Source organism: Pseudomonas sp. TE21435 (assembly GCF_056279265.1).
The window spans coordinates 5,586,575-5,609,341 of record NZ_JBWBQZ010000001.1; the positions used below are offsets into that span (position 1 = coordinate 5,586,575).

Below are 22,767 nucleotides of genomic sequence, written 5' to 3' on the forward strand. Positions count from 1 at the left end.
GGCCGCGACGCCCGACGTCGCCCATAGAACAATACCAACAAGCCGAGGCAACCATGAACCCGACCGGCGTGCAGCAGCAGGCCCCCGCCCGAACCTCGAGCGGCCCTTTCGCCTGGTACCGCGACATCGACTCCCAGCAACGACGCACCTTCTGGAGCTGCAAGATCGGCTACGGCCTGGACGGCATGGACACCCAGATGCTGAGCTTCGTCATCCCCACACTGATCATGCTGTGGGGCATCAGCACCGCCGAAGCCGGATTGATCCATACCAGCACACTGATCGCTTCGGCCCTGGGCGGCTGGATTGCCGGCATCCTCTCCGACCGTATCGGCCGGGTACGCACTCTGCAGTTGACGGTGCTGTGGTTTGCTTTTTTCACCTTCCTCTGTGGCTTCGCGCAAAGCTATGAGCAGCTGCTGATCGCCCGTACGCTGATGGGCTTTGGTTTCGGCGGGGAATGGACCGCCGGCGCGGTGCTGATCGGCGAGGTGATCCGTGCCCAGGACCGCGGCAAGGCGGTGGGCATGGTGCAGTCGGGCTGGGCCATCGGCTGGGGCCTGACCGCCATCCTCTACGCGCTGCTGTTCTCCTGGCTGCCGGCCGAACAGGCCTGGCGCGCGCTGTTCCTGCTCGGGTTGCTGCCGGCGATCTTCGTGATCTTCGTGCGGCGCCTGGTCAAGGATCCGGAGGTCTACCGCGAGGCCAAGGCCGCCGAGACGGTCGCGGCGCCCTCACACTTCTACGAGATCTTCGCACCCGGCATGCTGTGGACCACGATCCGCGCTTCGCTGCTGACTACTGGTGCCCTGGGCGGCTACTACGCCATCACCTCGTGGCTGCCGACCTTCCTCAAGAACGAGCGCGGCCTGAGCGTGCTGGGTACCGGCGGCTACCTGGCGATGGTCATCGTCGGCTCCTACATCGGCTATGTGGTCAGCGCCTACCTCTGCGACCTGCTGGGGCGCCGGAAGAACTTCATCCTGTTCGCCGTGGGCTCGTTCGTCATCGTCCTGCTCTACACGCAGCTACCGGTCAGCGACAACGTGATGCTGTGGCTGGGCTTCCCGCTGGGCTTTTTCGCCTCGGGCATCTTCAGCGGCATGGGTTCGTTCCTCACCGAGTTGTTCCCCACCCGTATCCGTGGATCGGGGCAAGGCTTCTGCTACAACATCGGCAAGGTCATCGCGGCCATGTTCCCTTTGCTGATCGGCCTGCTTGGCGAGAAAGTACCGTTGGGTCTGGGGATTGGTGCCTTCGCCGCAGTGTCCTACGGTGTGGTGATCGTGGCCGCGCTGAGCCTGCCGGAAACCCGCGGCAAAGCGCTCCAGGCACGCTAAGGTAGGCATCATGAACATTGATACGGAGGTCCGCCAGGTGAAACGCCTGCTACTCAATTGCGACATGGGCGAGAGCTTCGGCAACTGGCGCATGGGCCAGGATGCCAAGGTCATGCCGTTCATCGACTGCGCCAATATCGCCTGCGGCTATCACGCCGGCGACCCCGGCACCATGCGCCGCACCGTGGCCCTGGCGCTGGAGCACCGGGTGGCCATCGGCGCGCACCCGGCCTACCCGGACCTGGCAGGCTTCGGCCGCCGCTCCATGGCCTGCAGCAGCGATGAGATCCGCGACCTGCTGCACTACCAGATCGGTGCCCTGGACGGCATCTGCAAGGTACTCGGCGCGCGGGTGGCCTACGTCAAGCCCCATGGCGCGCTGTACAACGACATGATGGCCAACCCGGCCATCCTGCGTACGGTGCTCGAGGCCGTGGCGGCGTTCGACAGCGGCCTGCCGCTGATGCTCATGGCCACCGCCGACGACAGTGCCGCCCAGGCCCTGGGCGACGAGATCGGCGTGCCATTGTGGTTCGAAGCCTTTGCCGACCGTGGCTACACCGCCAGCGGGCACCTGATGTCGCGGCGCCTGCCGGACGCGGTGCACCATGACCCGGCGCTGGTGGTCGAGCAGGCGCTGCGCCTCGCCAAAGGCGAGGCCCTGGTGGCCGACGACGGCAGCGAAGTGCGGTTGAACGCCAGCACCCTTTGCGTGCATGGCGACAACGATGGCTCCGTGGCCGCGGTACGCCAGATCCGCCAGGCTCTCGACGCGCTGGAGCAGGCATGACCCCACGTATCGAAGTGGTGGCCGTCGACAGCCTGATGGTGCGGCTGTTCGATGCCATCGATGAAGGCAACATGCCGTGGATCCTTGCCGCCAGCCAGCGCTTGCGGGACGCTTTCGGCCAACAGTTGATCGACCTGGTACCGTCCTACACCACGCTGATGGTGCAGTTCGACCTGGCGCCGGGCGAAGGGCGCCAGCGCATCCTGCACGCACTGGAGGGCCTGCGGCCCGATGCCGGCAATAGCGGGCGGCGGCATGAGATCCCGGTGTGGTACCACGCCAGCGTCGGTCCCGAGTTGCCGGTGCTGGCTGCGCGCAGTGGACTGAGCGAAGCCGAAGTGATCGAGGTGCACTGTGGCCGTGATTACCCGGTGTTCGCGCTGGGGTTCGCTCCGGGTTTCGGCTTCATGGGGCTGGTCGACGAGCGCCTGGCCACGCCGCGCCTGAGCACCCCGCGCAAGCGCGTGGCCGCGGGCAGCGTCGGCATCGCCGAGCGCCAGACCGCCGCCTATCCGGCTGTGTCGCCGGGCGGCTGGAACCTGATCGGTCGCACGCCGGTGCGCCTGTTCGACCGCGAGCGCGAGGGCTACAGCCTGCTGCAGCCTGGCGATCGGGTGCGTTTCGTGGCCGTCGAACGGGCCGAATTCATTAACCTGGGCGGTGACGATAGCCCGCTGGAGGCCCAGGCATGAGCCAGTTGAAAGTCGAGGCCAGCACCGCGCTGTGCCTATTGCAGGATGCCGGGCGTTTCGGTGTGCGGCACCTGGGCGTGACCCAGGGCGGCGCGCTGGACTGGGTGGCAATGCGATGGGCCAACTGGCTGCTGGGCAATGCCCTGGACAGCGCCGTGGTGGAGATTGCGCTTGGCGGCTTCAGTGTGGTTGCCGAGCAGGACTGCGTGCTGGCGCTGGCCGGGGCCGACCTCGACGCGCAGGTCGACGGACAGGCCGTGGCGCCCTGGACCAGTTTCAACCTGGGCAAGGGCCAGCGCCTGACGCTGCGCCAGCCTCGCCAGGGGGTACGTGCTTACCTGGCGGTGCCGGGCGGGTTCGTGGGCGAGTCGGTGATGGGGAGTTGTTCCACCGTAGTACGGGAAGAACTGGGTGGAGTAGACGGCCAGGGCCGGGCGCTGCTGAAAGGGGAGGTACTGCATGCGGCTGAAGCCATCGCGGGGCAAGTCGGGGCACCGAACCGCCGCTCCCTCGTGCCCGAAGCGCTGCGGCCGGCGTATGCCGAGAAACCGGTATTGGATCTGGTGATGGGCGCGCAGATCGGTAACTTCGGCGGCACCAGCCTGTTCGAGGCGTTCAACCGTGACTGGACGCTGGACAACCGTGCCGACCGCATGGGCATTCGCCTGCTCGGGCCGCAACTGGTCTACCAGGGCGCGCCGATGATCTCCGAGGGAATCCCCCTCGGCGCCGTGCAGGTGCCGCCGGACGGGCAGCCGATCGTCCTGCTCAACGACCGGCAGACCATTGGTGGGTATCCACGGCTGGGGGCGCTGACACCGCTGGCGCTGGCGCAATTGGCGCAGTGCATGCCGGGCGCGACGATACGGTTCAGGGCGGTGGTGCAGGACGAGGCGTGGCGCGAGCAGCAGGCATGCTTGCGCTGCTGGGGTTGAGTCTGCCGGCACCATCGCGGGGCAAGCCCGCTCCCACGCCAGACCTGCAAATGCGCAAGTGGTGGGAGCGGGCTTGCCCCGCGATGAGGCCAGTTCGGTCAATAGATTACTTGGACAGGTAACGCATCCCGTCTTCCAACCCCTGCAGCGTCAGCGGGTACATCTTGTCCTCGATCAGGTCCCGCACCAGATGGGTCGAGGCGGTGTAGTCCCAGGCCTGCTTCGGATACGGGTTGATCCAGATAATCTTCCTGAATTTCTCCATGAAGCGCTGCATCCACACGTACCCGGCCTCTTCGTTCCAGTGCTCGACGCTGCCGCCGGGCTGGGTGATCTCGTAGGGTGCCATGGCCGCGTCGCCGACGAAGATCACTTTGTAGTCGTCGCCGTACTTGTGCAGCAGGTCGAAGGTGGAGAAGCGCTCCGAGGTGCGGCGCAGGTTGTTCTTCCACACCGACTCGTAGACGAAGTTGTGGAAGTAGTAGTACTCCAGGTGCTTGAACTCGGTCTTGCAGGCCGAGAACAGCTCCTCGCAGACCTTGACGTGAGCATCCATCGAGCCGCCGATGTCGAACAGCAACAGCAGCTTCACTGTGTTGCGCCGTTCGGGGCGCATCTGGATGTTCAGCAGGCCGGCGTCACGGGCGGTGTGATCGATGGTACCGTCGATGTCCAGCTCCTCGGCGGCGCCTTCGCGGGCGAACTTGCGCAGCCGGCGCAGGGCCAGCTTGATGTTGCGAGTGCCCAGCTCGACCTGGTCGTCAAGGTTCTTGTACTCGCGCTGGTCCCAGACCTTCACCGCCTTGCCCTGGCGCTTGCCGGCCTCGCCGACGCGGATGCCCTCGGGGTTGAAACCGCCGGAACCGAACGGGCTGGTACCGCCCGTGCCGATCCACTTGTTGCCGCCGGCGTGGCGTTCCTTTTGCTCCTCGAGGCGCTTCTTGAATTCCTCGATCAGCTTGTCCAGCCCGCCCAGGGACTGGATCTGCGCGCGCTCTTCGTCGGTGAGCGAGCGTTCGAACTCCTTGCGCAGCCACTCGTCGGGGATCAACGCCTCGATATGCCGGTCGAGGTTTTCCAGGCCCTTGAAGTAGGCGGCAAAGGCGCGGTCGAACTTGTCGAAGTGCCGCTCGTCCTTCACCAGGATGGCGCGGGCCAGGTAGTAGAAGGCGTCCATGTCGGCGAACACCACGCCTTTTTGCAAGGCATGGTGCAGGTCGAGCAACTCGCGCACCGACACTGGCACCTTGGCCGCGCGCATTTCATTGAACAGGTTGAGCAACATGGCCCGGCTCCCGTCAGCGGTTGCCGCGCCGGCTCATGAAGGCCAGGCGCTCGAGCAGCGTCACGTCCTGTTCGTTCTTCACCAGGGCCCCGGCCAGCGGCGGGATGGCCTTGGTCGGGTCGCGCTCGCGCAGTACCGCCTCGCCGATGTTGTCGGCCATCAGCAGCTTGAGCCAGTCGACCAGCTCGGAGGTGGAGGGCTTTTTCTTCAGGCCCGGCACCTTGCGCACGTCGAAGAACACGTCCAGTGCCTCGCTGACCAGCGACTGGCTGATGTTGGGGTAGTGCACATCGACGATCTGCTGCAGGGTGGCGCGGTCGGGGAAGGCGATGTAGTGGAAGAAGCAGCGGCGCAGGAAGGCGTCAGGCAGCTCCTTTTCGTTGTTGGAGGTGATGATGATGATCGGGCGCTGCTTGGCCTTGATGGTCTCGTCGATTTCGTAGACGTAGAACTCCATCTTGTCGAGTTCCTGCAACAGGTCGTTGGGGAACTCGATGTCGGCCTTGTCGATTTCGTCGATCAGCAGGATTACCCGCTCGTCGGCCTCGAAGGCCTCCCACAGCTTGCCTTTTTTCAGGTAGTTGCGCACATCGTGGACCTTGTCCACGCCCAGCTGCGAATCGCGCAGGCGGCTGACCGCGTCGTATTCATACAGGCCCTGGTGGGCCTTGGTGGTCGACTTGATGTGCCAGGTGATCAGGCGTGCGCCGAAGGAGGCGGCCAGTTGCTCGGCGAGCATGGTCTTGCCGGTACCCGGCTCGCCCTTGACCAGCAACGGGCGCTCCAGGGTGATGGCCGCGTTGACCGCCAGCTTGAGGTCATCTGTGGCGACGTAGTCGCGGGTGCCTTCGAACTTCATTAACCGATCCTCTGGGAGGGCCTCATCGCGGGGCAAGCCCGCTCCCACGGACTGTTGTGCAAGCGGGCTTGCCCGGCAATGAGGTCACGCATGTCTATTGATGTGTCAGCGACTATAACGCCACGGCCGACGCGTGAAAACGCAGACCGGGTATTCAGTCCCTGAATGGCGCGTCACCACGCCCGGCTGGATTTGGCGCAGGCACGATCACAACGCGATAGGCATCGTTGAACGGGCTGCGTTGGCCCGGCTACTTGCGCGCATCGATTCGAGCGGCTTGCCCCAGAAGTACACCTTCGGTCGGCTGGGTCATGAGCTACTTTCCAGCGTCCTTTTTTTGCAGTTCAAGGTTTTTATATTTTTCAACGATCTCACTGATTTTCTTGCTGTCCGTGGTAGAGGATATTTCCACGTAGTAATCCCAATGCTGCAGTATCTCGAAGCTTTCAGCATGGCCGAGATGGGCGGCATACTCGGCGTACATCCTGGCTTTCTTGAAATCCTGCGGTACCACGTCACCGACGGCATACAACGTGCTCAGGTTGTTGTAGGCCACCGCTGACCCGGACTCGCCTGCTCTTTCATACAGCGCCACTGCTTTTTTGATGTCTACAGGTGTGCCTAGGCCAGCACGGTACAGGAACGCCAGGCGCGCAAGCGCCGGCGCGTGGCGGCTGTATAGGTTTATGGCTTTTTCGTAATAGGCCACGCTCGCCTTGTAGTTTCTCTCGGTGTCCGGCAGCCTTTGGTCGCTGTAAATCAGGCCGAGCACGTAGTTGGCGTGCGCGTTGCCGTTTTTGGCGAGCTCGATCAGATGTTCAAACTCCTCACTGTCGCGGGGGTAGGTAGTGGTTTGAGGCTCCGGCGGCGCCGCCAGTTTCATGGCAATCGCTGGGGGTAATGCTGTGTGCGTGTTCATATGATCACTCGACAGGGCTGGCATTGACAGAAGCATTAGCGAAACGGCCAGGCAGCAGCCCAGCCGCTTTCGTCCAGATGTTTTCATGCAATAACCTCTTCAATCATGTCTTTTGAACCGATGGGCTCGGCCGGGAAATAGCCAGCTGTTGGGTTGAAGAAATCATTGCTGATCTTGTGATCGGCTGTTTTGAACAGAACGTCCACTATGTCGCTGACTTGGCCATCCTGCCACATGACAAATGAATGGAGGGCATGGATATTGCCGTTTACATCGGTGATCGGGTTTTTCACGAATGACAAATCGATACTTTTCAAGCCAATATCGATCACTGAATGCAGTTCGGCCGCTTCAGACGCTCCATTACTGTTGATGTCTTGCCAGATTTTCAGGTCGCCCCAGACTGGGTCGTTCATGTCGATAAGCCCATCCAGGTTGCTGTCCAGAGCGGCGAGCGCAACGGCACCGTCCTCAGCTACGCCTCCGGCGGGTAGCGGGGTGCGATCACCAAAGAGCTCTGAAGCATCATTTATCACGCCATCGTTGTTTCTATCGAGCACCAGAAATCCGCTGCTTTTTCCAGCCCATCCGGTAAGGATTGGATTGGCGTCTCCATCGTAGTCAAATTCAATACCCTGCTCGAGTGGCAGGGTGGTGATGCCGTGCCCCTCAAGGTCAATGAGCAAGGGGGTTTTGAACTGTTCGGCAACTACTTTAATATCCTTTGCGACCTCGTTTGGCGTCTTGGCAAGTTTTATTTCTTTGCCGGCTTTGGCAAACATTTTTGTAACAAAAGTAATGCAGTTGTTGAAGAGGAGGTCGTAGTTTTCGGGCTGTGTTGTTCCGTTCTTGTACCCCTCAACTTGCAGGACCAAGTTGTCCAACATGTTTACGAATCTGGGGTCGTGGGATTCTACCCGGTGCGAGGACGTGTCTTTATAGATGAGGTGATCATTGAATGAAATGTTGTCGGCTGAGGTGCCCAGATCGCTCCCAGGGCTGAAGCCGATCGAGCCTTTGTATCTTGGCGTGTTTAGCTCAAGGAATACGTGCCCAGTGCTGGACTCATTCCCGCCTTCCATCGCAGATCCAGACCTTGCCGCATGGATGGTAAATGAAGGTCTTCCCGATGACATGAATCCGGGGTTGTAGTTCGGGACCGTCACGGACTCCTCGGCCCGGGTTGTAATGAAGTGCTCTGCCATGGTGTGCTCCTGTCTGTCGACGCTTTTATCCATGTTGCAACGCTGTAGTGCTCTGGCTTGAGACGCCAGAGGGCCGCGCTTTGAATGGGGACGGATAAAGGACGAGCAAGGAGGTTGAAGGCAGTAGGAATGCCTTGTGCGGAGTGTTGCAAGATATTTCATTTGGACTCAAAGGGGGGAGGCGTACCTGGCGCGTCACGAATCCAATCGAGCAATACGCATTGAAGTGGGCTCTGAGTGTTGCCGAGGTGCCCTCAAGTCCTTAGTCCGCTTTTGGTGGCGGCTGCTCGTAGCGTGCGTTGAACGCCTGGATGAAGCCGTTGCGCAGGATCTGCAGGAACGCCTCGAAGGCACTGATGTCCTGCTGGTGCACGCTGCCGCTGAGTTCCACGCGGGTGGCGAACTGGTTTTTCGGCTGGTTCTTGAGCACGGTCTCGGTGGCGCCCACGACGGCTTCCCATATCGAGCGCAGGAAGCCCTTGTCCTTTTCTTCCACGTCCTGCTGCCAATTGAACACATCGACATCGCGCAACAGCGGCTTGATGTAGCCCTTGAGCCGGCCGTTCTCGGCCTCGGCCTCGATCACCACATCGCCATGCCCGGCATTGAAGTCGAACTTGCCGTAGGCACTGGCGAAGTCGTTCAGCCGGCGCAGCTCGATGCCAGTGGCGCGCAGGCGGAACTGGAAGTCGTCGAAGTCGCTGAAGGGGTCGAAGGTAGCGCGGCTTTCCACCTTGGCATCGCCCAGCAGCAGCGCCGTCCCGTCGAAGCGGGCATCGCGCCGGCCCTTTTCGTCGCGCACGTTGGTCAGGTTGCGGATGCTTGCATCCAGCCGGGTGGCCTTGAGGTCCACCGGCGGTCTGGAATTGAAGTTGCGGAAGGTGAGGGTGCCTTGTTCGATGCGCACGTCGTTCAGGGTGATCGGCAGCAGCTTTTCCAGTTGCTGGCGCCAGTCGGTGCCTTGGCCGGTCTGAGAGTTCTGTTTGTTGCCGCCGTCGACGAAATTGAGTTCGGGGCGTACGAAGGCCACTTCGGCGACCACGGCGCGGTCGTACCAAAGCGAGTGCCAGCTCACCGACAGGTCGATCAGCGGCGCTTCGAGCAGCGGCACCGGCACCTTGCCGCTGACCTTGACGATCTTCAGGCCGTTGATCTGGTAGGCGCCACGCCACCATGCCAGGTCGACGTCACGGACCTGGCCGCGGTAGTCGCCCATGTCTGCCAGCTTGTCGTTGAGGTAGTCACGCACCAGGTAAGGCAAGGCCAGGTGCAGGGCCACCAGCAGTGCGACCAGGCTGGCGAAGCCGAGCAGTGGCCAGCGGTAGCGCGCTTTCATCGGGTTTCTCCACGGGAGCATGTGCGGTTGACCGCAGGTCGTTTCGTCGAGTTCGAACGGGCTTTACGCTCACCGATTGCAGGCTTACCCTCAGGGTTTTCCCTGCACTTTTTTCCTGTTCAAGGACCGCCGCCATGAGCCGTATCTACGCCGACAACGCCCATTCCATCGGCAACACGCCGCTGGTGCAGATCAACCGCATCGCCCCGCGCGGGGTGACCATCCTGGCCAAGATCGAAGGACGCAACCCGGGCTACTCGGTGAAGTGCCGGATCGGCGCGAGCATGATCTGGGACGCCGAGGACAGCGGCAAGCTCAAGCCAGGCATGACCATCGTCGAACCCACCTCGGGTAACACCGGTATCGGCCTGGCCTTCGTCGCCGCCGCCCGTGGCTACCGCCTGGTGCTGACCATGCCCGACTCGATGAGCCTGGAGCGGCGCAAGGTGTTGAAGGCGCTGGGCGCCGAGCTGGTGCTGACGGACAAGGCCAAGGGCATGAAGGGCGCCATCGAGAAGGCCAACGAAATCGTCGCTTCCGACCCGGCGCAGCACTTCCTGCCGGGCCAGTTCGACAACCCGGCCAACCCGGCCATTCACGAGAAGACCACCGGCCCGGAAATCTGGAACGACACCGATGGCGCGGTCGATGTGCTGGTGGCCGGGGTCGGCACTGGTGGCACCATCACCGGGGTGTCGCGCTACATCAAGCACATCCAGGGCAAGCCGATCCTGTCGGTGGCGGTGGAGCCGGTGAACTCGCCGCTGATCAGCCAGACCCTGGCCGGCGAGGAGCTCAAGCCCACCCCGCACAAGATCCAGGGCATCGGTGCCGGCTTCGTGCCGAAGAACCTCGACCTGTCGATCGTCGACCAGGTCGAGACGGTGACCGAGGACGAGTCCAAGGCCATGGCCATCCGCCTGATGCAGGAGGAGGGCATCCTCTGCGGCATCTCTTGCGGCGCGGCCATGGCGGCGGCGGTGCGCCTGGCCGAGAAGCCGGAGATGCAGGGCAAGACCATCGTGGTGATCCTGCCGGATTCGGGCGAGCGTTACCTGTCGAGCATGCTGTTCAGCGATCTGTTCACCGAGCAGGAAAACCAGCAGTAAGCGACACGCTGCACGCCGCAAGTCGAGGGCATGTCCGTATTGACGCGGATCAGCTTGGGCTTGCCGCGTGCAGCTTCTGGCTTGCAGCTGCTCCTGATGGGTTTATGATGTCCGGCTATCTGGGGATGGCCTGATTTCCCCTCCAAGGAGTGTTGCATGACCTTTTCCTTCGTCGCCAAGGCCGGTGTCCTGCTGGTGTTCTTCGGCAGTGTGCTGTTCGTGCACCTGCGCGGCAAGGCACGCCTGCCGGTGCTGCGCCAGTTCGTCAACCATTCGGCGCTGTTTGCCCCTTACAACAGCCTGATGTACCTGTTTTCCGGCGTACCCTCCAAGCCGTACCTGGACCGCCAGCGCTTCCCCGAGCTGGATGTGCTAAAGGACAACTGGGAGGTGATCCGCGAAGAGGCCATGCGCCTGTTCGACGAGGGTTACATCCGCGCGGCGGAAAAAGACAACGACGCCGGCTTCGGTTCGTTCTTCAAGAAGGGCTGGAAGCGCTTCTACCTGAAGTGGTACGACAAACCGCTGCCTTCGGCCGAAGCGCTGTGCCCGAAGACCGTAGAGCTGGTCAGCAGCATCCCCAACGTCAAGGGCGCGATGTTCGCCCTGTTGCCCGGCGGCAGCCACCTGAACCCGCACCGCGACCCGTTTGCCGGCTCCCTGCGCTATCACCTCGGGCTGTCCACGCCGAACTCCGACAACTGCCGCATCTACGTTGATGGCCAGCCCTACGCCTGGCGCGACGGCGAGGACGTGATGTTCGACGAGACCTTCGTGCACTGGGTCAAGAACGAGACCGAGGTCACCCGCGTGATCCTGTTCTGCGACGTCGAGCGCCCGCTCAACAGCCCGCTGATGACCCGCATCAACCGCAAGGTCAGTGCCTTCCTCGGCCGCGCCACCGCGCCGCAGAACACCGATGGCGAGCGTGTCGGCGGGATCAACCAGGCCTATGCCTGGAGCAAGCGCTTCAGCAATGTCATCAGCACCCGGGTCAAGCAGTTCAAGCGTGCCAACCCCAAGGCCTACCGCGTGCTGCGTCCGGTGCTGGCGGTTGTCGTCGCCTACGCCCTGTACCAATGGTTGTTCTGATCCGGTTGAGCAGGCCTGCTTTCGCACCTTGTGCAAGCAGGCTTGCCCCGCGATGATTCCCCCGCTATATTCCGAAACACTATCTTCCCCGAAGACCTGTTCATGCCAGCCATCCCTTCCACCACCGCTTACGTTCTCGCGCCTGTCGCGGGCGTGGTCGTGCGTGGCAGCCAGCAGCCGGCCATGATCAGTCACTATCCACCACCTGTCAGTGGCGTGGTAGGCGGCGTAGCTCCGCCTCCTTGCGCAGTCGTGGTGCTGGGCTGACCGGCCGCTGGCCGCTCCCCACCGCACTCGCAACCTACTGAACACGGTCGGCTATCCCCGCAAGTCGCGATAGGCCCTCCGTACGGCTCATTTGCCCGTATACAGGTGGCAATACATGTCTGTCCTCAACAAAGCATCCGTGGCCTCGGCGGCCACGACCAGCCTGTTCGTCCTGCTGTGGAGCAGCGGGGCGATCGTCTCCAAGCTTGGCCTGGCCCAGGCCAGCCCCTTCGCCTTCCTGCTGCTGCGTTCGGCCCTGGCGCTGTTTGGTCTGCTGTTGATCGGTCCGTTGCTCGGATTACGTTGGCCACGTACCCGGGGCGGCATTGTTCGCGCCCTGGGGACCGGCTGCGTATTGCTCGGTGCCTACCAGATTTTCTACCTGCTGGCGCTGAACACCCACGTTACTCCCGGCGTCATGGCCACGGTCATGGGCGTGCAACCGATCCTGACCGTGGTGCTGATGGAGCGTCAGCGGTCCTGGAGCCGATTGTTCGGCCTGGGGCTTGGCCTGGGCGGCCTGGTGATGGTGGTCTACCAGGGTATCAACCTGGGTGGGGTATCTCTCGCCGGGATGCTGTTCGCCCTGCTGGCGCTGGCCAGCATGACCTTGGGCTCGATCCTGCAGAAACGCATTACCGACAACCCCATGGGCACCTTGCCCTTGCAATACATGGCGGGCTTTGCAATGTGCGCGGTGTTCGCGCCGTTGCAGCCGCTGCACGTCCAGTGGAACGCCAGTTTCCTCGCGGCGCTGCTGTGGATGGGGCTGGTGGTTTCGCTGCTGGCCACGCTGCTGCTGTACCGGCTGATCGCAAGGGGCAACCTGGTCAATGTCACCAGCCTGTTCTACCTGGTGCCGGCGGTCACGGCGGTGATGGATTTCATCATCTTCGGCAACCGCCTGGCGCCCCTCAGTCTGCTGGGGATGGGACTGATCGTGATCGGCTTGCTGTTCGTGTTCCGTAAACCTGCCTTGCGCACGGCCGAGGCCTGAGTCAACTAGCGTTGGGAGCGGGGCAAGCCCGCTCCTTTTTTCAGCGCCGTGCCGGGCGCAGCACCAACCATAGCGCCGCACCAATCAGCAGACCGCCATACAGGTGCGCCATCGACAGCGGCTCATCCAGCAGCCACGCCCCCCACAGCACGCCGAACACCGGGATCAGGAAGGTCACGGTACTGGCCTTGACCGGCCCGATTTCGTTCAGCAGGCGGAAGTACAGGATGTAGGCGAACGCCGTGCACAGCAGCCCCAGGCCCAGGAGCGACAGCCATACCTGCCAGCCGCCCCAGCTGGCCGGCGGCTGGGTCAGCGCGCTCCAGGCGAACAGCGGGCTGAGCAGCAAGGTGGCGCCGAGCATGCTGCCCAGCGCCGACAGACGGCTGTCCAGCGTGCCGACCCAGCGCCTTGCCAGGAAGCCCGCGAAGCCGTAGCAGGTGGTGGCGGCCAGGCAGGCCAGTGCGCCTTGCACCAGGGCCATGTCCAGCGCCACCGGGCCGGCACCGCTGAGGATACCGACACCGAACAGCCCGAGGAAGATCCCGCAGAGCTTGGGCAGGGTCATGGCTTCGCGGAAGAACAAGGCGCCGATCAGCACGCCCATCAGCGGCGTGGTGGCGTTGAAGATCGCCGAATAGCCGGCCGGCAGCACCTGCGCCGCCACGGAATAGAACGTGGCCGGAATGCCGGAGTTGATCATGCCCAGCACCAGGCAGGCGCCCAGCTTGCCCTCGAAGTCCCAGCGCACGCGGGCGGCGGCGAGGATGGCGATCAGTCCCAGGCAGGCGATCGACACGCGGAAGAAGGCGGTCGGCACCGTGCCCAGCTCGGGGGCAATGATGCGCATGAACAGGAAGCTGGCGCCCCAGACAGCGGCAAGGGTCAGCAGGCGGGCGAGGGCGATGGGGCTCACGGTGGTCTCCGGCGGTAGGGCAGGGCGCGAGTGTACGTCAGGGCGAGCGAGGGATTCTTGTGCTTTCTTGCTGTGTGAATCCGGGGCCGCCTCACGGGCTTCATCGCCGGCAAGCCGGCCCCCACAGGGCTCGTATCCGACTAAGCTCTCTCGGTGACCATTGCATAGAGGCACGCGCATGACCCCAGCCTGGCCCGCCGTCGACATCGCCCGGATGATCCTCGATGGCTTCGACGACTACCGCGAGCACTTTCGCCGTATCACCCTCGGCGCCCGCGAGCGCTTCGAACAGGCGCGCTGGCAGGATATCCAGCACGCCGCGGCGGCGCGCATCAATCTGTATGAAGAGAAGGTCGCCGAGGTCAACGGTTGGCTGCGCCAGCGCTTCGACACCGCGGTGCTGCTGGACGTCGAGCAGTGGCCGCTGGTCAAGAACGCCTATATCCGTCTGATCGACCCCCGGCTGGACGACGAGCTGTCCGAGACCTGGTACAACTCGTTGTTCTGCAGCCTGTTCAGCCATGACCTGATCAGCGACGGCTGCATGTTCATCCACACCACCCGGCCGTCGATGCGCGGCCATGAGCGGGCGGCGCAGACGCGCACCTATACGCTGCAGGACGGTCTCAAAGGCTTGTTGCGAGCGATCTTTGCCGATTATGCGTTCGACGTGCCGTATGGCGACCTGGAGGGCGATATCGCGCGTCTGGAGGATCAATTGCGCGAATGCCTCCCCGACTGGGTGTGCAAGGATCCGGCCCTGACCGTGGAGCTGTTCACCCCGGTGCTCTACCGCAACAAGGGCGCCTACCTGGTCGGTCGCTTGTACACCCCCGACGAGCAGTGGCCACTGGTGATCCCGCTGCTGCACCGCGAGGGGCATGGCATCGAGGCCGACGCGCTGATTACCGACGAGGCGGAGGTGTCGATCATCTTCTCCTTCACCCGTTCGTACTTCATGGTCGATGTGCCGGTGCCGGCGGAGTTCGTCAACTTTCTCAAGCGCATCCTGCCGGGCAAGCACATCGCCGAGCTGTACACCTCGATCGGGTTCTACAAACATGGCAAGTCGGAGTTCTACCGGGCGCTGATCAACCACCTGGCCAACAGCGACGACCGCTTTGTCATGGCTCCGGGCGTGCGCGGCATGGTCATGAGCGTGTTCACCCTGCCGGGCTTCAACACCGTGTTCAAGATCATCAAGGACCGCTTCTCGCCGTCCAAGACTGTCGACCGGGCCACGGTGATCGAGAAATACCGCCTGGTGAAAAGCGTCGACCGCGTCGGGCGCATGGCCGATACCCAGGAGTTCGCCGACTTTCGCTTTCCCCAGGGCAAGTTCGATCCCGACTGCCTGGCGGAACTGCTAGAGGTGGCCCCCTCCACCGTGGCGCTTGAGGGCGACACAGTGCTGATCCGCCACTGCTGGACCGAACGGCGCATGACCCCGCTCAACCTGTACCTCGAGCAGGCCAGCGAAGCCCAGGTGCTGGAGGCGCTGGAAGACTATGGGCTGGCGATCAAGCAATTGGCGGCGGCGAACATCTTCCCCGGCGACATGCTGCTGAAGAACTTCGGCGTCACCCGTCATGGCCGGGTGGTGTTCTACGACTACGACGAGATCAGCTACCTCACCGAGGTCAACTTCCGTCACATCCCGCCGCCGCGCTATCCGGAGGACGAGATGTCCGGCGAGCCGTGGTACTCGATCGGGCCGCACGACGTGTTCCCCGAGGAGTTTCCGCCATTCCTGTTCGCCGATATCGGCCAGCGCCGCTTGTTCAGCCGCTTGCATGGCGAACTGTACGACGCCGATTACTGGAAAGGTCTGCAGGAGGCGATCCGGGCGGGAAAGGTGATCGATGTGTTCCCTTATCGGCGCAAGGCGCGTTAGGCCTTAGGCTCTGTACGAAAAGCCTTGATACTTGTTCATGCTGCGTTGAAAACAGCCTCGGAATGCTCATGTACTCCAGTACACTGCGCTTCCTCGGCTGTTTTCGCCTTGCCTGACCTGCGTCTCAAGACTTTTCGTACAGAGCCTAGCTTTTCACCCCTTGAGGCACTTGAGCTCGCTGAAGTCCGCGCGCACCTTGCTCAGCCGCTGCTGCAGGAATTGCCGCTGGGCCGGGCTGCTCTGTTTCAGCAGATCCACCAGCAGGCTGCGTGCCTGGCGCTCGGTGTTCTGGAATGCCTGGCGGTACTCCGGTGTCCACAGGCTTTCCTTGCGCTGCAGCAACTGCGCCAACCTGGGCTCGAAGCTTGGGCTGGCGCGCTGGTCCATCGCCAGCACCAGTTGCTGCTGCCAGTGGGCGCGGTTGGCTATCCACTGGCGATTCTGGTCACCCAGGGCCTGCGACCAGCTCATCACCCGCAGCCGTTGCTCGGCATCGAGCTCGCCCAGCCAGGGCTCGAGGCGCTTGCGCATGCGCGCGGCACGGTTCTCGACCTGCTTGGCCAATGGTGTGTCGACGTACTCCTTCTGGCGTTTGTCGATGTCCTTGCGAAAAGCCTCGCGCATTTCCGCTACCTGGTTGTCATTCATGCCCTTGAGCAGCTCCGCGGCAGAGGGGGTTATCGCTTCGGTGACCCGGCCAATGGCCTGGCGCGCCTCGACCGTGCGTTGGCGCAGGTTTTCATCGGTGACCGCGTCGTTGGCGACCATCAGTTGCACCCGGTCGAGCCAGTCGAGGTAGCCGGGCAGTTGGGTCTTGCAGTGCCAGGCCAGGTGCGTTTTGAGCCGTTCGTCGAGCAACTGCTTCTGCTCGCGGTTCATGTCCAGGTAGTCGCCCAGCGACCACGGCACCAGGCGATCGAGGTTGCGGTAGGCCAGGTCGATGCGGCTGCAGGCCGTCAGTGCCAGGGCGAAGCCGATGAGCAGGAGCAGGGCTTTGGGCAGGCGAAGGGGCATGAGCGAATCCTTGCAGGGGCTGGCCAGGCGGTAGACGCAAGCTGGGCACGACGGTTCCGACGAATATGCGTGCCGGTCGGCTGGGTCAGGCGTCAATGGAGAGTCTAGATGTACCGCTGAAAATGTGATGACGTCTGTTGGATAATCTTGGCGAGGGCAGCGTGGAATAAAGCGTTCGCAGCCATCGATAACTATTCATTTAAGAATCGTCTTATTTGCACGCGCTGGTGCTTGCCTTAAAGTAGCGGGATGAAACTAAAATGCCATTTCCCCAAACTCACCCGGGTGTCATTGTGCCCTGCAGCGGCCCGATGGCTACATCGATTATTGTTCGTGATCTGTGCGTCGTCTCAACTCTGCAATATAGAAAAAGCGAAGGGCGTTGAGCGCCGGCCCCAACAAAATGCGTCGAAAAAACTGAGGGATGGGCAGTTGTCCGTGGCGCTCGTTGAATATTCGTTGCAGGCTCTGGTTTGCGAAGTTGTCCAAAGCTTCAGTGCGCTGGCTAGTGCGAAAAATTTGCAACTATATATGTGCTTGAGTCCTGACCTTCCTGAACGGTTGGTTGGCGGTGCAGGGCATATTCGCATTATCCTAGAAAATTTATTGAGTAATGCGATCAGGTTTACGAGCAATGGGCGGGTAGTGCTAAGGGTAAACTCCGTCAAGCGCGACGGCCATTCCTCCAATTTGCACTGGCAAGTTTCAGATACCGGGACAGGCATAGATCCGCAGCGGCATCAAAAACTTTTCGCTTCATTAAAAAATGACACAACGCCTCGTACCCTTCGCGGGTTGCCGCTTTGCCAACAACTCGCGAACAACTTAGGGGGTGATCTTCGTCTGGTGAGTGAAGTAGGGCTAGGCAGTAGTTTCACACTCTCCGTCCCACTGGAAACCCCCGCAGCGCCTGTAGGCTCAGACATTCATGGCAAGTTGCTGCCTCACACCGTCTACGTGGTTTCATCCGCTCGTGAGCTGGCGCAATCGGTCTGTGGCTGGCTTCGCCGTTGGGGGGCTCGGGCCCAGGTAGGTCGTCCTCCCGTCACGGCTGAATTCGGTGGCCAATTGCTCTTGGAGTTGCACCCGGATTGCAGCGAGCAACCATGGGTCAGGGACTGGGCAGGACCACTGGTCATCGCCAGTACCGATACCCGGGGCGGGCAGCCCAATATAAACGACCTGCAGGCGATCCGCCATGCGGTTCGCCAGGCTCAAATGAGTTGTTCTTCAATTGGTAATGGCGTGCACTTTGCTCGCCCTGAACGGGAACTCAATCTGCATATCCTGGTGGTCGAGAGCAACCGTTTCAATCAATCGCTACTGTGCGATCAGCTTCGCGTGCTGGGGTGCACCCTGACACTATGTACTGATGGCGCCGCTGCGTTGGAAAAATGGAGCAGCGCTGTCTTCGATGCCGTTCTCACGCAAGTCAGCAGTCTTCACATCAACGGATATGAACTTGCCACCGAACTGCGCCGTCGAGGCTGCGACAAGCTTATTATCGGCATAAAAGCCAACGGTACGCGCCACGACGCTGGATTATGCCTTGCCCATGGCATGGATGATTGCCTGGCACAGCCCCTGATATTGAGTTCACTGTTCCGTTGCCTGGCAACGCTCAAAAAAGGCAACACATGAAATCTTTGAAAATTCTAATCATTGAACAGTATCCCGTTCAACAGCAGTACCTGCTACAACAACTCAATGCCTTGGGTGCGTTCCATATCTATGTGGCAAAAGATGGTGCAGAGGCTTGGGAGTATTTGAAAATACGCAGTATCGATCTGGTCCTGACCAGCATTATGATGCCAGGCATGGACGGTATACAGCTTATCCAGCACCTCGCACAGTTGTCCTGTAAACCGGCGCTGGCCATTGTTAGCGCCATCTCCGAGCAGATGTTCAAGGCTGTGAGCCTGATGGCCTGGGAGCTTGGTATAGACGTCATCGGGCTGATCGGCACTACGGCGACTCCAGCAACGCTTCTGCAGTTACTGGAGCGCGTTGATGTACACCCTGCACTGTGCTCTCCTGTAGGCTCACCCCCGGTTATCGACTACGAGTGCCTTCGCGAAGGGCTGAACAACAACCACATTCAGGCCTGGTTCCAACCCAAGATGGCACTTAGCGATTGTCGTATCGCCGGTGCCGAAGCCTTGATACGCTGGCTCACCCCAGAGGGCGTCATGCTGCCTGGCCAGTTCTTGCCTGCCATCAAGCAGTTTGGGCTAGAGGCGCATGTGCTGTGGCTTACCTTGAAACAAGCCATCCAGGCACAGGCCTGTTGGCGGCTGCAGGGTTACCACCTGCCTGTTTCCATCAACTTGCCAACCCACCTGCTTGATTGCCAGGACCTGGCAGACCGATTGGCAACGTTCGTGATAGACCAGGGCGGTACACCGGACATGATCTGTTTCGAACTCATGGAGTGCTCGACACCGCAAGCGCTGAGCAATTACTACGCCGGTGCCTGCCGCCTGCGCCTGAAGGGCTTTGGTCTTTCGCAAGATGACTTTGGCCAGGGGCACAGTTCGCTGGCCAACCTAGTGTCTACACCGTTTACCGAGCTGAAGGTTGACCGCTCGTTGGTTCAGGGCTGCCATGAAAATCAGGGTACACGTCATGCATTGGCAAGTATCATAAGCCTCTGTCTCAAACTGGGGGTGGCGGTGGTCGCGGAGGGTGTGGAATCCCTTAAAGAACTCGCTTACTTGCGTGATATTAACTGCACGCAGGTCCAGGGTTTTGTCGTTTCACCCGCTGTCTGCGCTGTGGAATTTCAAGGCCTGTTGGATCAAGAGGGATCAGCCACGCTCTTCTGACCTGGCATACACCGCGAGTGCAAAGAATGAAACACACGAATGCCTTGATCGAAAAACTCTCGCGCAGTTCACTGCGTCAGCACCGCGGGCTGATGATTTTACTCGTCCTGGTATCGTTACTGGTGGGCATCAGCTATTGGGCGATACACCGGGTATTGGAAGAGCAGCAGCAAACCGTGCGTTTTCATTTTGCGCGTTTAATTGAGAACATCTCGGAGCAAGAAGTGTTCCTCATTACCCTTGCCCAGCTGAGCAAGCAGGGCATGATGCTCAGCAATGAGGTCACTCCCATTCATGACCTCCAGCAAATTCCCGAAGAGGGCCCGCATATCTACCAAGGGCAAGAACACGCTTTCTCAATGCCCTTCAGCATCAAGATCAACCCGCAGAAAATTCGCGACAATGAGTACGCCAAGGCCTTCGCGCTCGGTGCCAACCTTGCCACGTTCTATAGCACCTTCTGGTCGACCTCCAACTATCAGTCACCGCAGGTCTTTCTGATCAACGACCGGGACAACTTCGATATCGCTGTGCCGTCCTCAGAGCATTCTCGCGTCAAGACGTTGCAGCACGACGAAGCGGTTGTCGATGTCGTCACCCGTGTCATACATCACTCCAGAACACCCAGTGCGGGACGCTTGATCTGGACTCGATTCGAAACAGCTACGGATAGCCAGCGGCCCCCGCGATTTATGGCTTATACCCACCTTGATCTTCCGGCCAGTGAGATGCACATCAAAGGCGCACAGCCGAGGGTGATCATCGCAACGTTACTCAGCTTGACGCAGGTCGATGACTACGAGCGCACTATGGATGGCGCGCAGTACGATCACTTTACGTTGGTGGCGCCCTCTTTAGAGCTGCTCAGTGGCAGTGTGTTGCCTGATCCTTCGTTAGGTGAAGGGGTCAACTTCACGTCAGAGGGGCTGCAGATCAAAGTCAGTCAGCCTGAGGGCCCGGGCTGGATGGCGATCTACACCATTTCCTATGCCCATTTCTTCCGCTATGCCATGTGGTCATTGATTGTCGTGGCCGCTTCGCTGCTGGGGATGATCGGCCTGGGCTGGGCCACCAGCCGCTGGTACCGGCAACGGATCATCCTCCCGGCCCAGCACGCCCATGCACGCATCGCCGAAAGTGAGGCCTTCAGCCGCATCGTCATCGACACCGCGCCCACTGGCCTGTGCGTCGTGCGCCGTTCGGACAACAAGGTATTGATGGAAAATCAGCGTGCTCAGCAGTGGCAGGGCAGCACCCAACTGGCCATGGCACTTGGGCACCATCTTGAAACAGACGTTATGGGTGAGGCGTACCTTGAAGTGGAGGGGCGCCACTTGCAGGTGGGTTTCGTTTCAACGCGCTTCAAAGGCGAGGATGCGCGGCTCTATGCGTTCAATGATGTTTCCCAGCATATCGAGGACGCTTCGGCGCTAAAGGAGGCGAGGCGGGCGGCCGATGCCGCCAACGAAGCCAAGACTTTGTTCCTGGCCACTATGAGTCACGAAATCCGTACCCCATTGTATGGCGTTCTGGGCACGCTCGAATTGCTTGGAATGACCCACCTTGAACCGCGCCAGCAAGAATACCTGCAGACGATCCAACGTTCTTCGGCAACATTGTTCCAACTGATCAGCGATGTTCTCGATGTCTCCAAAATCGAGTCTGGGCAGATGGTCATTGAACGGGTCGAGTTCTGCCCGCTCGATCTGATCGAAGACACGGTGCACACCTACTCGGCTTTCGCCCAGCGCAAAGGCTTGCAGTTGTATGCCTGTACCGACGCTACGCTGCCCAACCGTATGCTGGGTGATCCCATGCGTATCCGGCAGATCCTCAACAACCTGCTCAGCAATGCCATCAAATTTACCGACAACGGGCATGTGGTTCTGCGCACCCGCGTACTGGAAATGCTGGAGGGAAAAGCCAGTCTTGAGTTTCAGGTGACGGACAGCGGTATTGGCATTTCTGCATCCCAGCAGGAAAAACTATTCGAGTTGTTCTATCAGGTTCAGGATGCCTGCAGTGAAGGGGGGGCAGGGTTGGGGTTACCTATTTGCTGGTGGCTCAGCGAGATGATGGAGGGTCAACTCAGGGTAACCAGTGAGCCGGGCTTGGGCAGCAGTTTTGCCCTGAGGATTCAGTTGACGGTCGTGCCAGGGCAACTGCCTGATTGTGAATCCATTGTCCCGGGGGGCAATCAGGTCTACGTGCGCGCGCCATTCCAGGAACTGGCCCAGGCGGTAATCGATTGGTTGAATAGATTTGGCATACCTGCCACGCAGGTGATGCCGCTGCTCGAGAATTTGCCTGAGCAGCGGGTATTGGTCGACCTTTTGCCCGCATCGTCGGCTTCACCCTGGCCCGGCCCTAGAATAGTCTGCGCCCCAGCAGGGGGCACGGGTTCTGATCCTCTTAATCAGACCTGGGATGTCGATCTCTTCGATCTTCGCGCCATTGCTCACGCCGTGTCGTTCGCCCAGCAGGGCAAGCAGTTGTCGCCTAGACATGCGTCGACACAGTGCACCGAAGACCTTGGTCTGCATATCCTGACAGCTGAGGACAACCCGATCAATCAGGCCATCTTGAAAGAGCAGCTTGAAGCCTTGGGCTGCACCACCCTCGTTGTCAGCAACGGCGAACAGGCTATTGATCACTGGCGCCCCGGTATGTTCGACCTAGTGCTCACGGACATCAACATGCCGGTTATGAATGGCTATGAGCTGGCCCGCGTGCTGCGCAAACTCGACCCCGGCTTGCCCATCATTGGCGTGACTGCCAATGCCATGCGTGAAGAGGGTATGCGCTGTATTGCCGTTGGCATGAATGCCTGGGTTGTCAAACCCCTAAGTATCCAGACATTGCGCAGCCACTTGACCAAACTCTGCAGGCCATCGCTGCAAACCTCTGCACACCGTATCGAAGCGGAGGCACTTACCGCGCCAATGGACGATACGGGGTTCCATCATGTGCAACTCACCCCCGCGATGCGCGAGTTGTTCACCCGCACGATGCAGCAGGACATGGCCTTGGCCAGCAATGCGCTGGAGCATGGCGATGGCGCCCAGCTTGCGCAAACCCTCCACCGCATTGGCGGTGGGCTTGCAGCGGTGCAAGCGAGTCACCTTGCTCAATGCTGCAATGGCCTGGAAATCCGGCTGGCCGATACTCCACTGGATGCCGCGCTTGGCGTCAGTGTGCAGGAGGTGTTGGTTCAACTTTCAAGTTTATTGGGGTCACTTGAGTGACGCCTGCTACCGATGCGTGCATGTCAGATCATCCACTCATTTACAAC

At 61.0% G+C, this 22,767-nt stretch carries 18 protein-coding genes; 11 read left to right on the forward strand and 7 right to left on the reverse strand.

What is annotated here, in order from left to right; genetic code table 11:
- The first annotated feature begins 53 nt into the window (after nucleotides 1-53).
- The 4 genes from ACZ9C1_RS25435 to ACZ9C1_RS25450 are packed head-to-tail and all read left to right on the forward strand — an operon-like array spanning nucleotide 54 to nucleotide 3,757.
- Complete coding sequence (locus tag ACZ9C1_RS25435; RefSeq protein WP_102684381.1) at nucleotides 54-1,340, forward strand: MFS transporter; 1,287 nt, start codon at nucleotides 54-56, stop codon at nucleotides 1,338-1,340.
- A gap of 10 nt (nucleotides 1,341-1,350) precedes the next feature.
- Complete coding sequence (locus ACZ9C1_RS25440) at nucleotides 1,351-2,130, forward strand: 5-oxoprolinase subunit PxpA (protein ID WP_110697951.1); 780 nt, start codon at nucleotides 1,351-1,353, stop codon at nucleotides 2,128-2,130.
- A complete protein-coding gene (gene pxpB, locus ACZ9C1_RS25445; protein ID WP_110697953.1) occupies nucleotides 2,127-2,822 on the forward strand; it encodes a 5-oxoprolinase subunit PxpB in 696 nt (231 codons plus the stop codon). The genes ACZ9C1_RS25440 and pxpB overlap by 4 nt, the downstream gene beginning before the upstream one ends.
- Nucleotides 2,819-3,757, forward strand: a complete 939-nt coding sequence (locus ACZ9C1_RS25450; protein ID WP_277503140.1) for a 5-oxoprolinase subunit C family protein — start codon at nucleotides 2,819-2,821, stop codon at nucleotides 3,755-3,757. Before pxpB ends, ACZ9C1_RS25450 begins: the two co-directional genes overlap by 4 nt.
- A 106-nt stretch (nucleotides 3,758-3,863) precedes the next feature.
- Here ACZ9C1_RS25450 and ACZ9C1_RS25455 read toward each other — a convergent pair whose 3' ends face one another.
- The 5 genes from ACZ9C1_RS25455 to ACZ9C1_RS25475 all read right to left on the reverse strand — a co-directional run bounded on the left by ACZ9C1_RS25455 (nucleotide 3,864) and on the right by ACZ9C1_RS25475 (nucleotide 9,361).
- On the reverse strand, nucleotides 3,864-5,042 hold the full coding sequence (locus tag ACZ9C1_RS25455; protein WP_110697957.1) for a vWA domain-containing protein: 1,179 nt from the start codon (nucleotides 5,040-5,042) through the stop codon (nucleotides 3,864-3,866).
- Between the two features lie 13 nt (nucleotides 5,043-5,055).
- Entirely contained in the window at nucleotides 5,056-5,901 is an 846-nt protein-coding gene (locus ACZ9C1_RS25460; RefSeq protein ID WP_023629931.1) for an AAA family ATPase, read from the reverse strand.
- A 316-nt stretch (nucleotides 5,902-6,217) separates the two neighbouring features.
- Nucleotides 6,218-6,907, reverse strand: coding sequence for a tetratricopeptide repeat protein (locus ACZ9C1_RS25465; protein ID WP_277503141.1), 690 nt, complete (start codon nucleotides 6,905-6,907; stop codon nucleotides 6,218-6,220).
- Nucleotides 6,904-8,025: a hypothetical protein gene (locus ACZ9C1_RS25470; protein WP_476254510.1), complete on the reverse strand. Its 1,122-nt coding sequence runs from the start codon at nucleotides 8,023-8,025 to the stop codon at nucleotides 6,904-6,906. Before ACZ9C1_RS25470 ends, ACZ9C1_RS25465 begins: the two co-directional genes overlap by 4 nt.
- Before the next feature lie 262 nt (nucleotides 8,026-8,287).
- Complete coding sequence (locus ACZ9C1_RS25475; RefSeq protein WP_277503143.1) at nucleotides 8,288-9,361, reverse strand: AsmA family protein; 1,074 nt, start codon at nucleotides 9,359-9,361, stop codon at nucleotides 8,288-8,290.
- Nucleotides 9,362-9,495: 134 nt separating this feature from the next.
- Between ACZ9C1_RS25475 and cysK the strand changes: the two genes are divergently transcribed.
- The 3 genes from cysK to ACZ9C1_RS25490 all read left to right on the forward strand — a co-directional run bounded on the left by cysK (nucleotide 9,496) and on the right by ACZ9C1_RS25490 (nucleotide 12,826).
- The gene (cysK, locus tag ACZ9C1_RS25480) at nucleotides 9,496-10,470 is read left to right on the forward strand and encodes a cysteine synthase A (protein WP_476254511.1); all 975 of its coding nucleotides are present in this window, start codon (nucleotides 9,496-9,498) and stop codon (nucleotides 10,468-10,470) included.
- Nucleotides 10,471-10,626: 156 nt separating this feature from the next.
- Nucleotides 10,627-11,562, forward strand: a complete 936-nt coding sequence (locus ACZ9C1_RS25485) for an aspartyl/asparaginyl beta-hydroxylase domain-containing protein (RefSeq protein ID WP_457378525.1) — start codon at nucleotides 10,627-10,629, stop codon at nucleotides 11,560-11,562.
- 382 nt (nucleotides 11,563-11,944) lie between these two features.
- Nucleotides 11,945-12,826, forward strand: a complete 882-nt coding sequence (locus ACZ9C1_RS25490; protein ID WP_139673000.1) for a DMT family transporter — start codon at nucleotides 11,945-11,947, stop codon at nucleotides 12,824-12,826.
- Nucleotides 12,827-12,866: 40 nt separating this feature from the next.
- Here ACZ9C1_RS25490 and ACZ9C1_RS25495 read toward each other — a convergent pair whose 3' ends face one another.
- Nucleotides 12,867-13,742: a DMT family transporter gene (locus ACZ9C1_RS25495; protein ID WP_102684390.1), complete on the reverse strand. Its 876-nt coding sequence runs from the start codon at nucleotides 13,740-13,742 to the stop codon at nucleotides 12,867-12,869.
- Between the two features lie 178 nt (nucleotides 13,743-13,920).
- Between ACZ9C1_RS25495 and aceK the strand changes: the two genes are divergently transcribed.
- Nucleotides 13,921-15,636: a bifunctional isocitrate dehydrogenase kinase/phosphatase gene (gene aceK, locus ACZ9C1_RS25500; protein WP_476254512.1), complete on the forward strand. Its 1,716-nt coding sequence runs from the start codon at nucleotides 13,921-13,923 to the stop codon at nucleotides 15,634-15,636.
- A 153-nt stretch (nucleotides 15,637-15,789) separates the two neighbouring features.
- On the opposite strand, the gene ACZ9C1_RS25505 is transcribed toward aceK, so the two are convergent.
- Entirely contained in the window at nucleotides 15,790-16,650 is an 861-nt protein-coding gene (locus ACZ9C1_RS25505) for a DUF6279 family lipoprotein (RefSeq protein WP_476254513.1), read from the reverse strand.
- 438 nt (nucleotides 16,651-17,088) lie between these two features.
- Here ACZ9C1_RS25505 and ACZ9C1_RS25510 point away from each other — a divergent pair, with 438 nt between their 5' ends.
- From ACZ9C1_RS25510 to ACZ9C1_RS25520, 3 genes are read left to right on the forward strand one after another with little or no spacing between them, the layout of a single operon-like run.
- The gene (locus ACZ9C1_RS25510; protein ID WP_476254596.1) at nucleotides 17,089-18,291 is read left to right on the forward strand and encodes an ATP-binding protein; all 1,203 of its coding nucleotides are present in this window, start codon (nucleotides 17,089-17,091) and stop codon (nucleotides 18,289-18,291) included.
- The gene (locus ACZ9C1_RS25515; RefSeq protein WP_277503145.1) at nucleotides 18,288-19,475 is read left to right on the forward strand and encodes an EAL domain-containing response regulator; all 1,188 of its coding nucleotides are present in this window, start codon (nucleotides 18,288-18,290) and stop codon (nucleotides 19,473-19,475) included. The genes ACZ9C1_RS25510 and ACZ9C1_RS25515 overlap by 4 nt, the downstream gene beginning before the upstream one ends.
- A 26-nt stretch (nucleotides 19,476-19,501) precedes the next feature.
- Nucleotides 19,502-22,720, forward strand: coding sequence for a hybrid sensor histidine kinase/response regulator (locus ACZ9C1_RS25520; protein ID WP_457378527.1), 3,219 nt, complete (start codon nucleotides 19,502-19,504; stop codon nucleotides 22,718-22,720).
- Nucleotides 22,721-22,767: the final 47 nt, after the last annotated feature.

Coding starts and splice junctions, on each gene's coding strand:
- ACZ9C1_RS25435 (WP_102684381.1), top strand. CDS start 54: ATGAACCCGACCGGCGTGCAGCAGCAGGCCCCCGCCCGAACCTCGAGC.
- ACZ9C1_RS25440 (WP_110697951.1), top strand. CDS start 1,351: ATGAACATTGATACGGAGGTCCGCCAGGTGAAACGCCTGCTACTCAAT.
- pxpB (WP_110697953.1), top strand. CDS start 2,127: ATGACCCCACGTATCGAAGTGGTGGCCGTCGACAGCCTGATGGTGCGG.
- ACZ9C1_RS25450 (WP_277503140.1), top strand. CDS start 2,819: ATGAGCCAGTTGAAAGTCGAGGCCAGCACCGCGCTGTGCCTATTGCAG.
- ACZ9C1_RS25455 (WP_110697957.1), bottom strand. CDS start 5,042: ATGTTGCTCAACCTGTTCAATGAAATGCGCGCGGCCAAGGTGCCAGTG.
- ACZ9C1_RS25460 (WP_023629931.1), bottom strand. CDS start 5,901: ATGAAGTTCGAAGGCACCCGCGACTACGTCGCCACAGATGACCTCAAG.
- ACZ9C1_RS25465 (WP_277503141.1), bottom strand. CDS start 6,907: ATGAAAACATCTGGACGAAAGCGGCTGGGCTGCTGCCTGGCCGTTTCG.
- ACZ9C1_RS25470 (WP_476254510.1), bottom strand. CDS start 8,025: ATGGCAGAGCACTTCATTACAACCCGGGCCGAGGAGTCCGTGACGGTC.
- ACZ9C1_RS25475 (WP_277503143.1), bottom strand. CDS start 9,361: ATGAAAGCGCGCTACCGCTGGCCACTGCTCGGCTTCGCCAGCCTGGTC.
- cysK (WP_476254511.1), top strand. CDS start 9,496: ATGAGCCGTATCTACGCCGACAACGCCCATTCCATCGGCAACACGCCG.
- ACZ9C1_RS25485 (WP_457378525.1), top strand. CDS start 10,627: ATGACCTTTTCCTTCGTCGCCAAGGCCGGTGTCCTGCTGGTGTTCTTC.
- ACZ9C1_RS25490 (WP_139673000.1), top strand. CDS start 11,945: ATGTCTGTCCTCAACAAAGCATCCGTGGCCTCGGCGGCCACGACCAGC.
- aceK (WP_476254512.1), top strand. CDS start 13,921: ATGACCCCAGCCTGGCCCGCCGTCGACATCGCCCGGATGATCCTCGAT.
- ACZ9C1_RS25505 (WP_476254513.1), bottom strand. CDS start 16,650: ATGCCCCTTCGCCTGCCCAAAGCCCTGCTCCTGCTCATCGGCTTCGCC.
- ACZ9C1_RS25515 (WP_277503145.1), top strand. CDS start 18,288: ATGAAATCTTTGAAAATTCTAATCATTGAACAGTATCCCGTTCAACAG.
- ACZ9C1_RS25520 (WP_457378527.1), top strand. CDS start 19,502: ATGAAACACACGAATGCCTTGATCGAAAAACTCTCGCGCAGTTCACTG.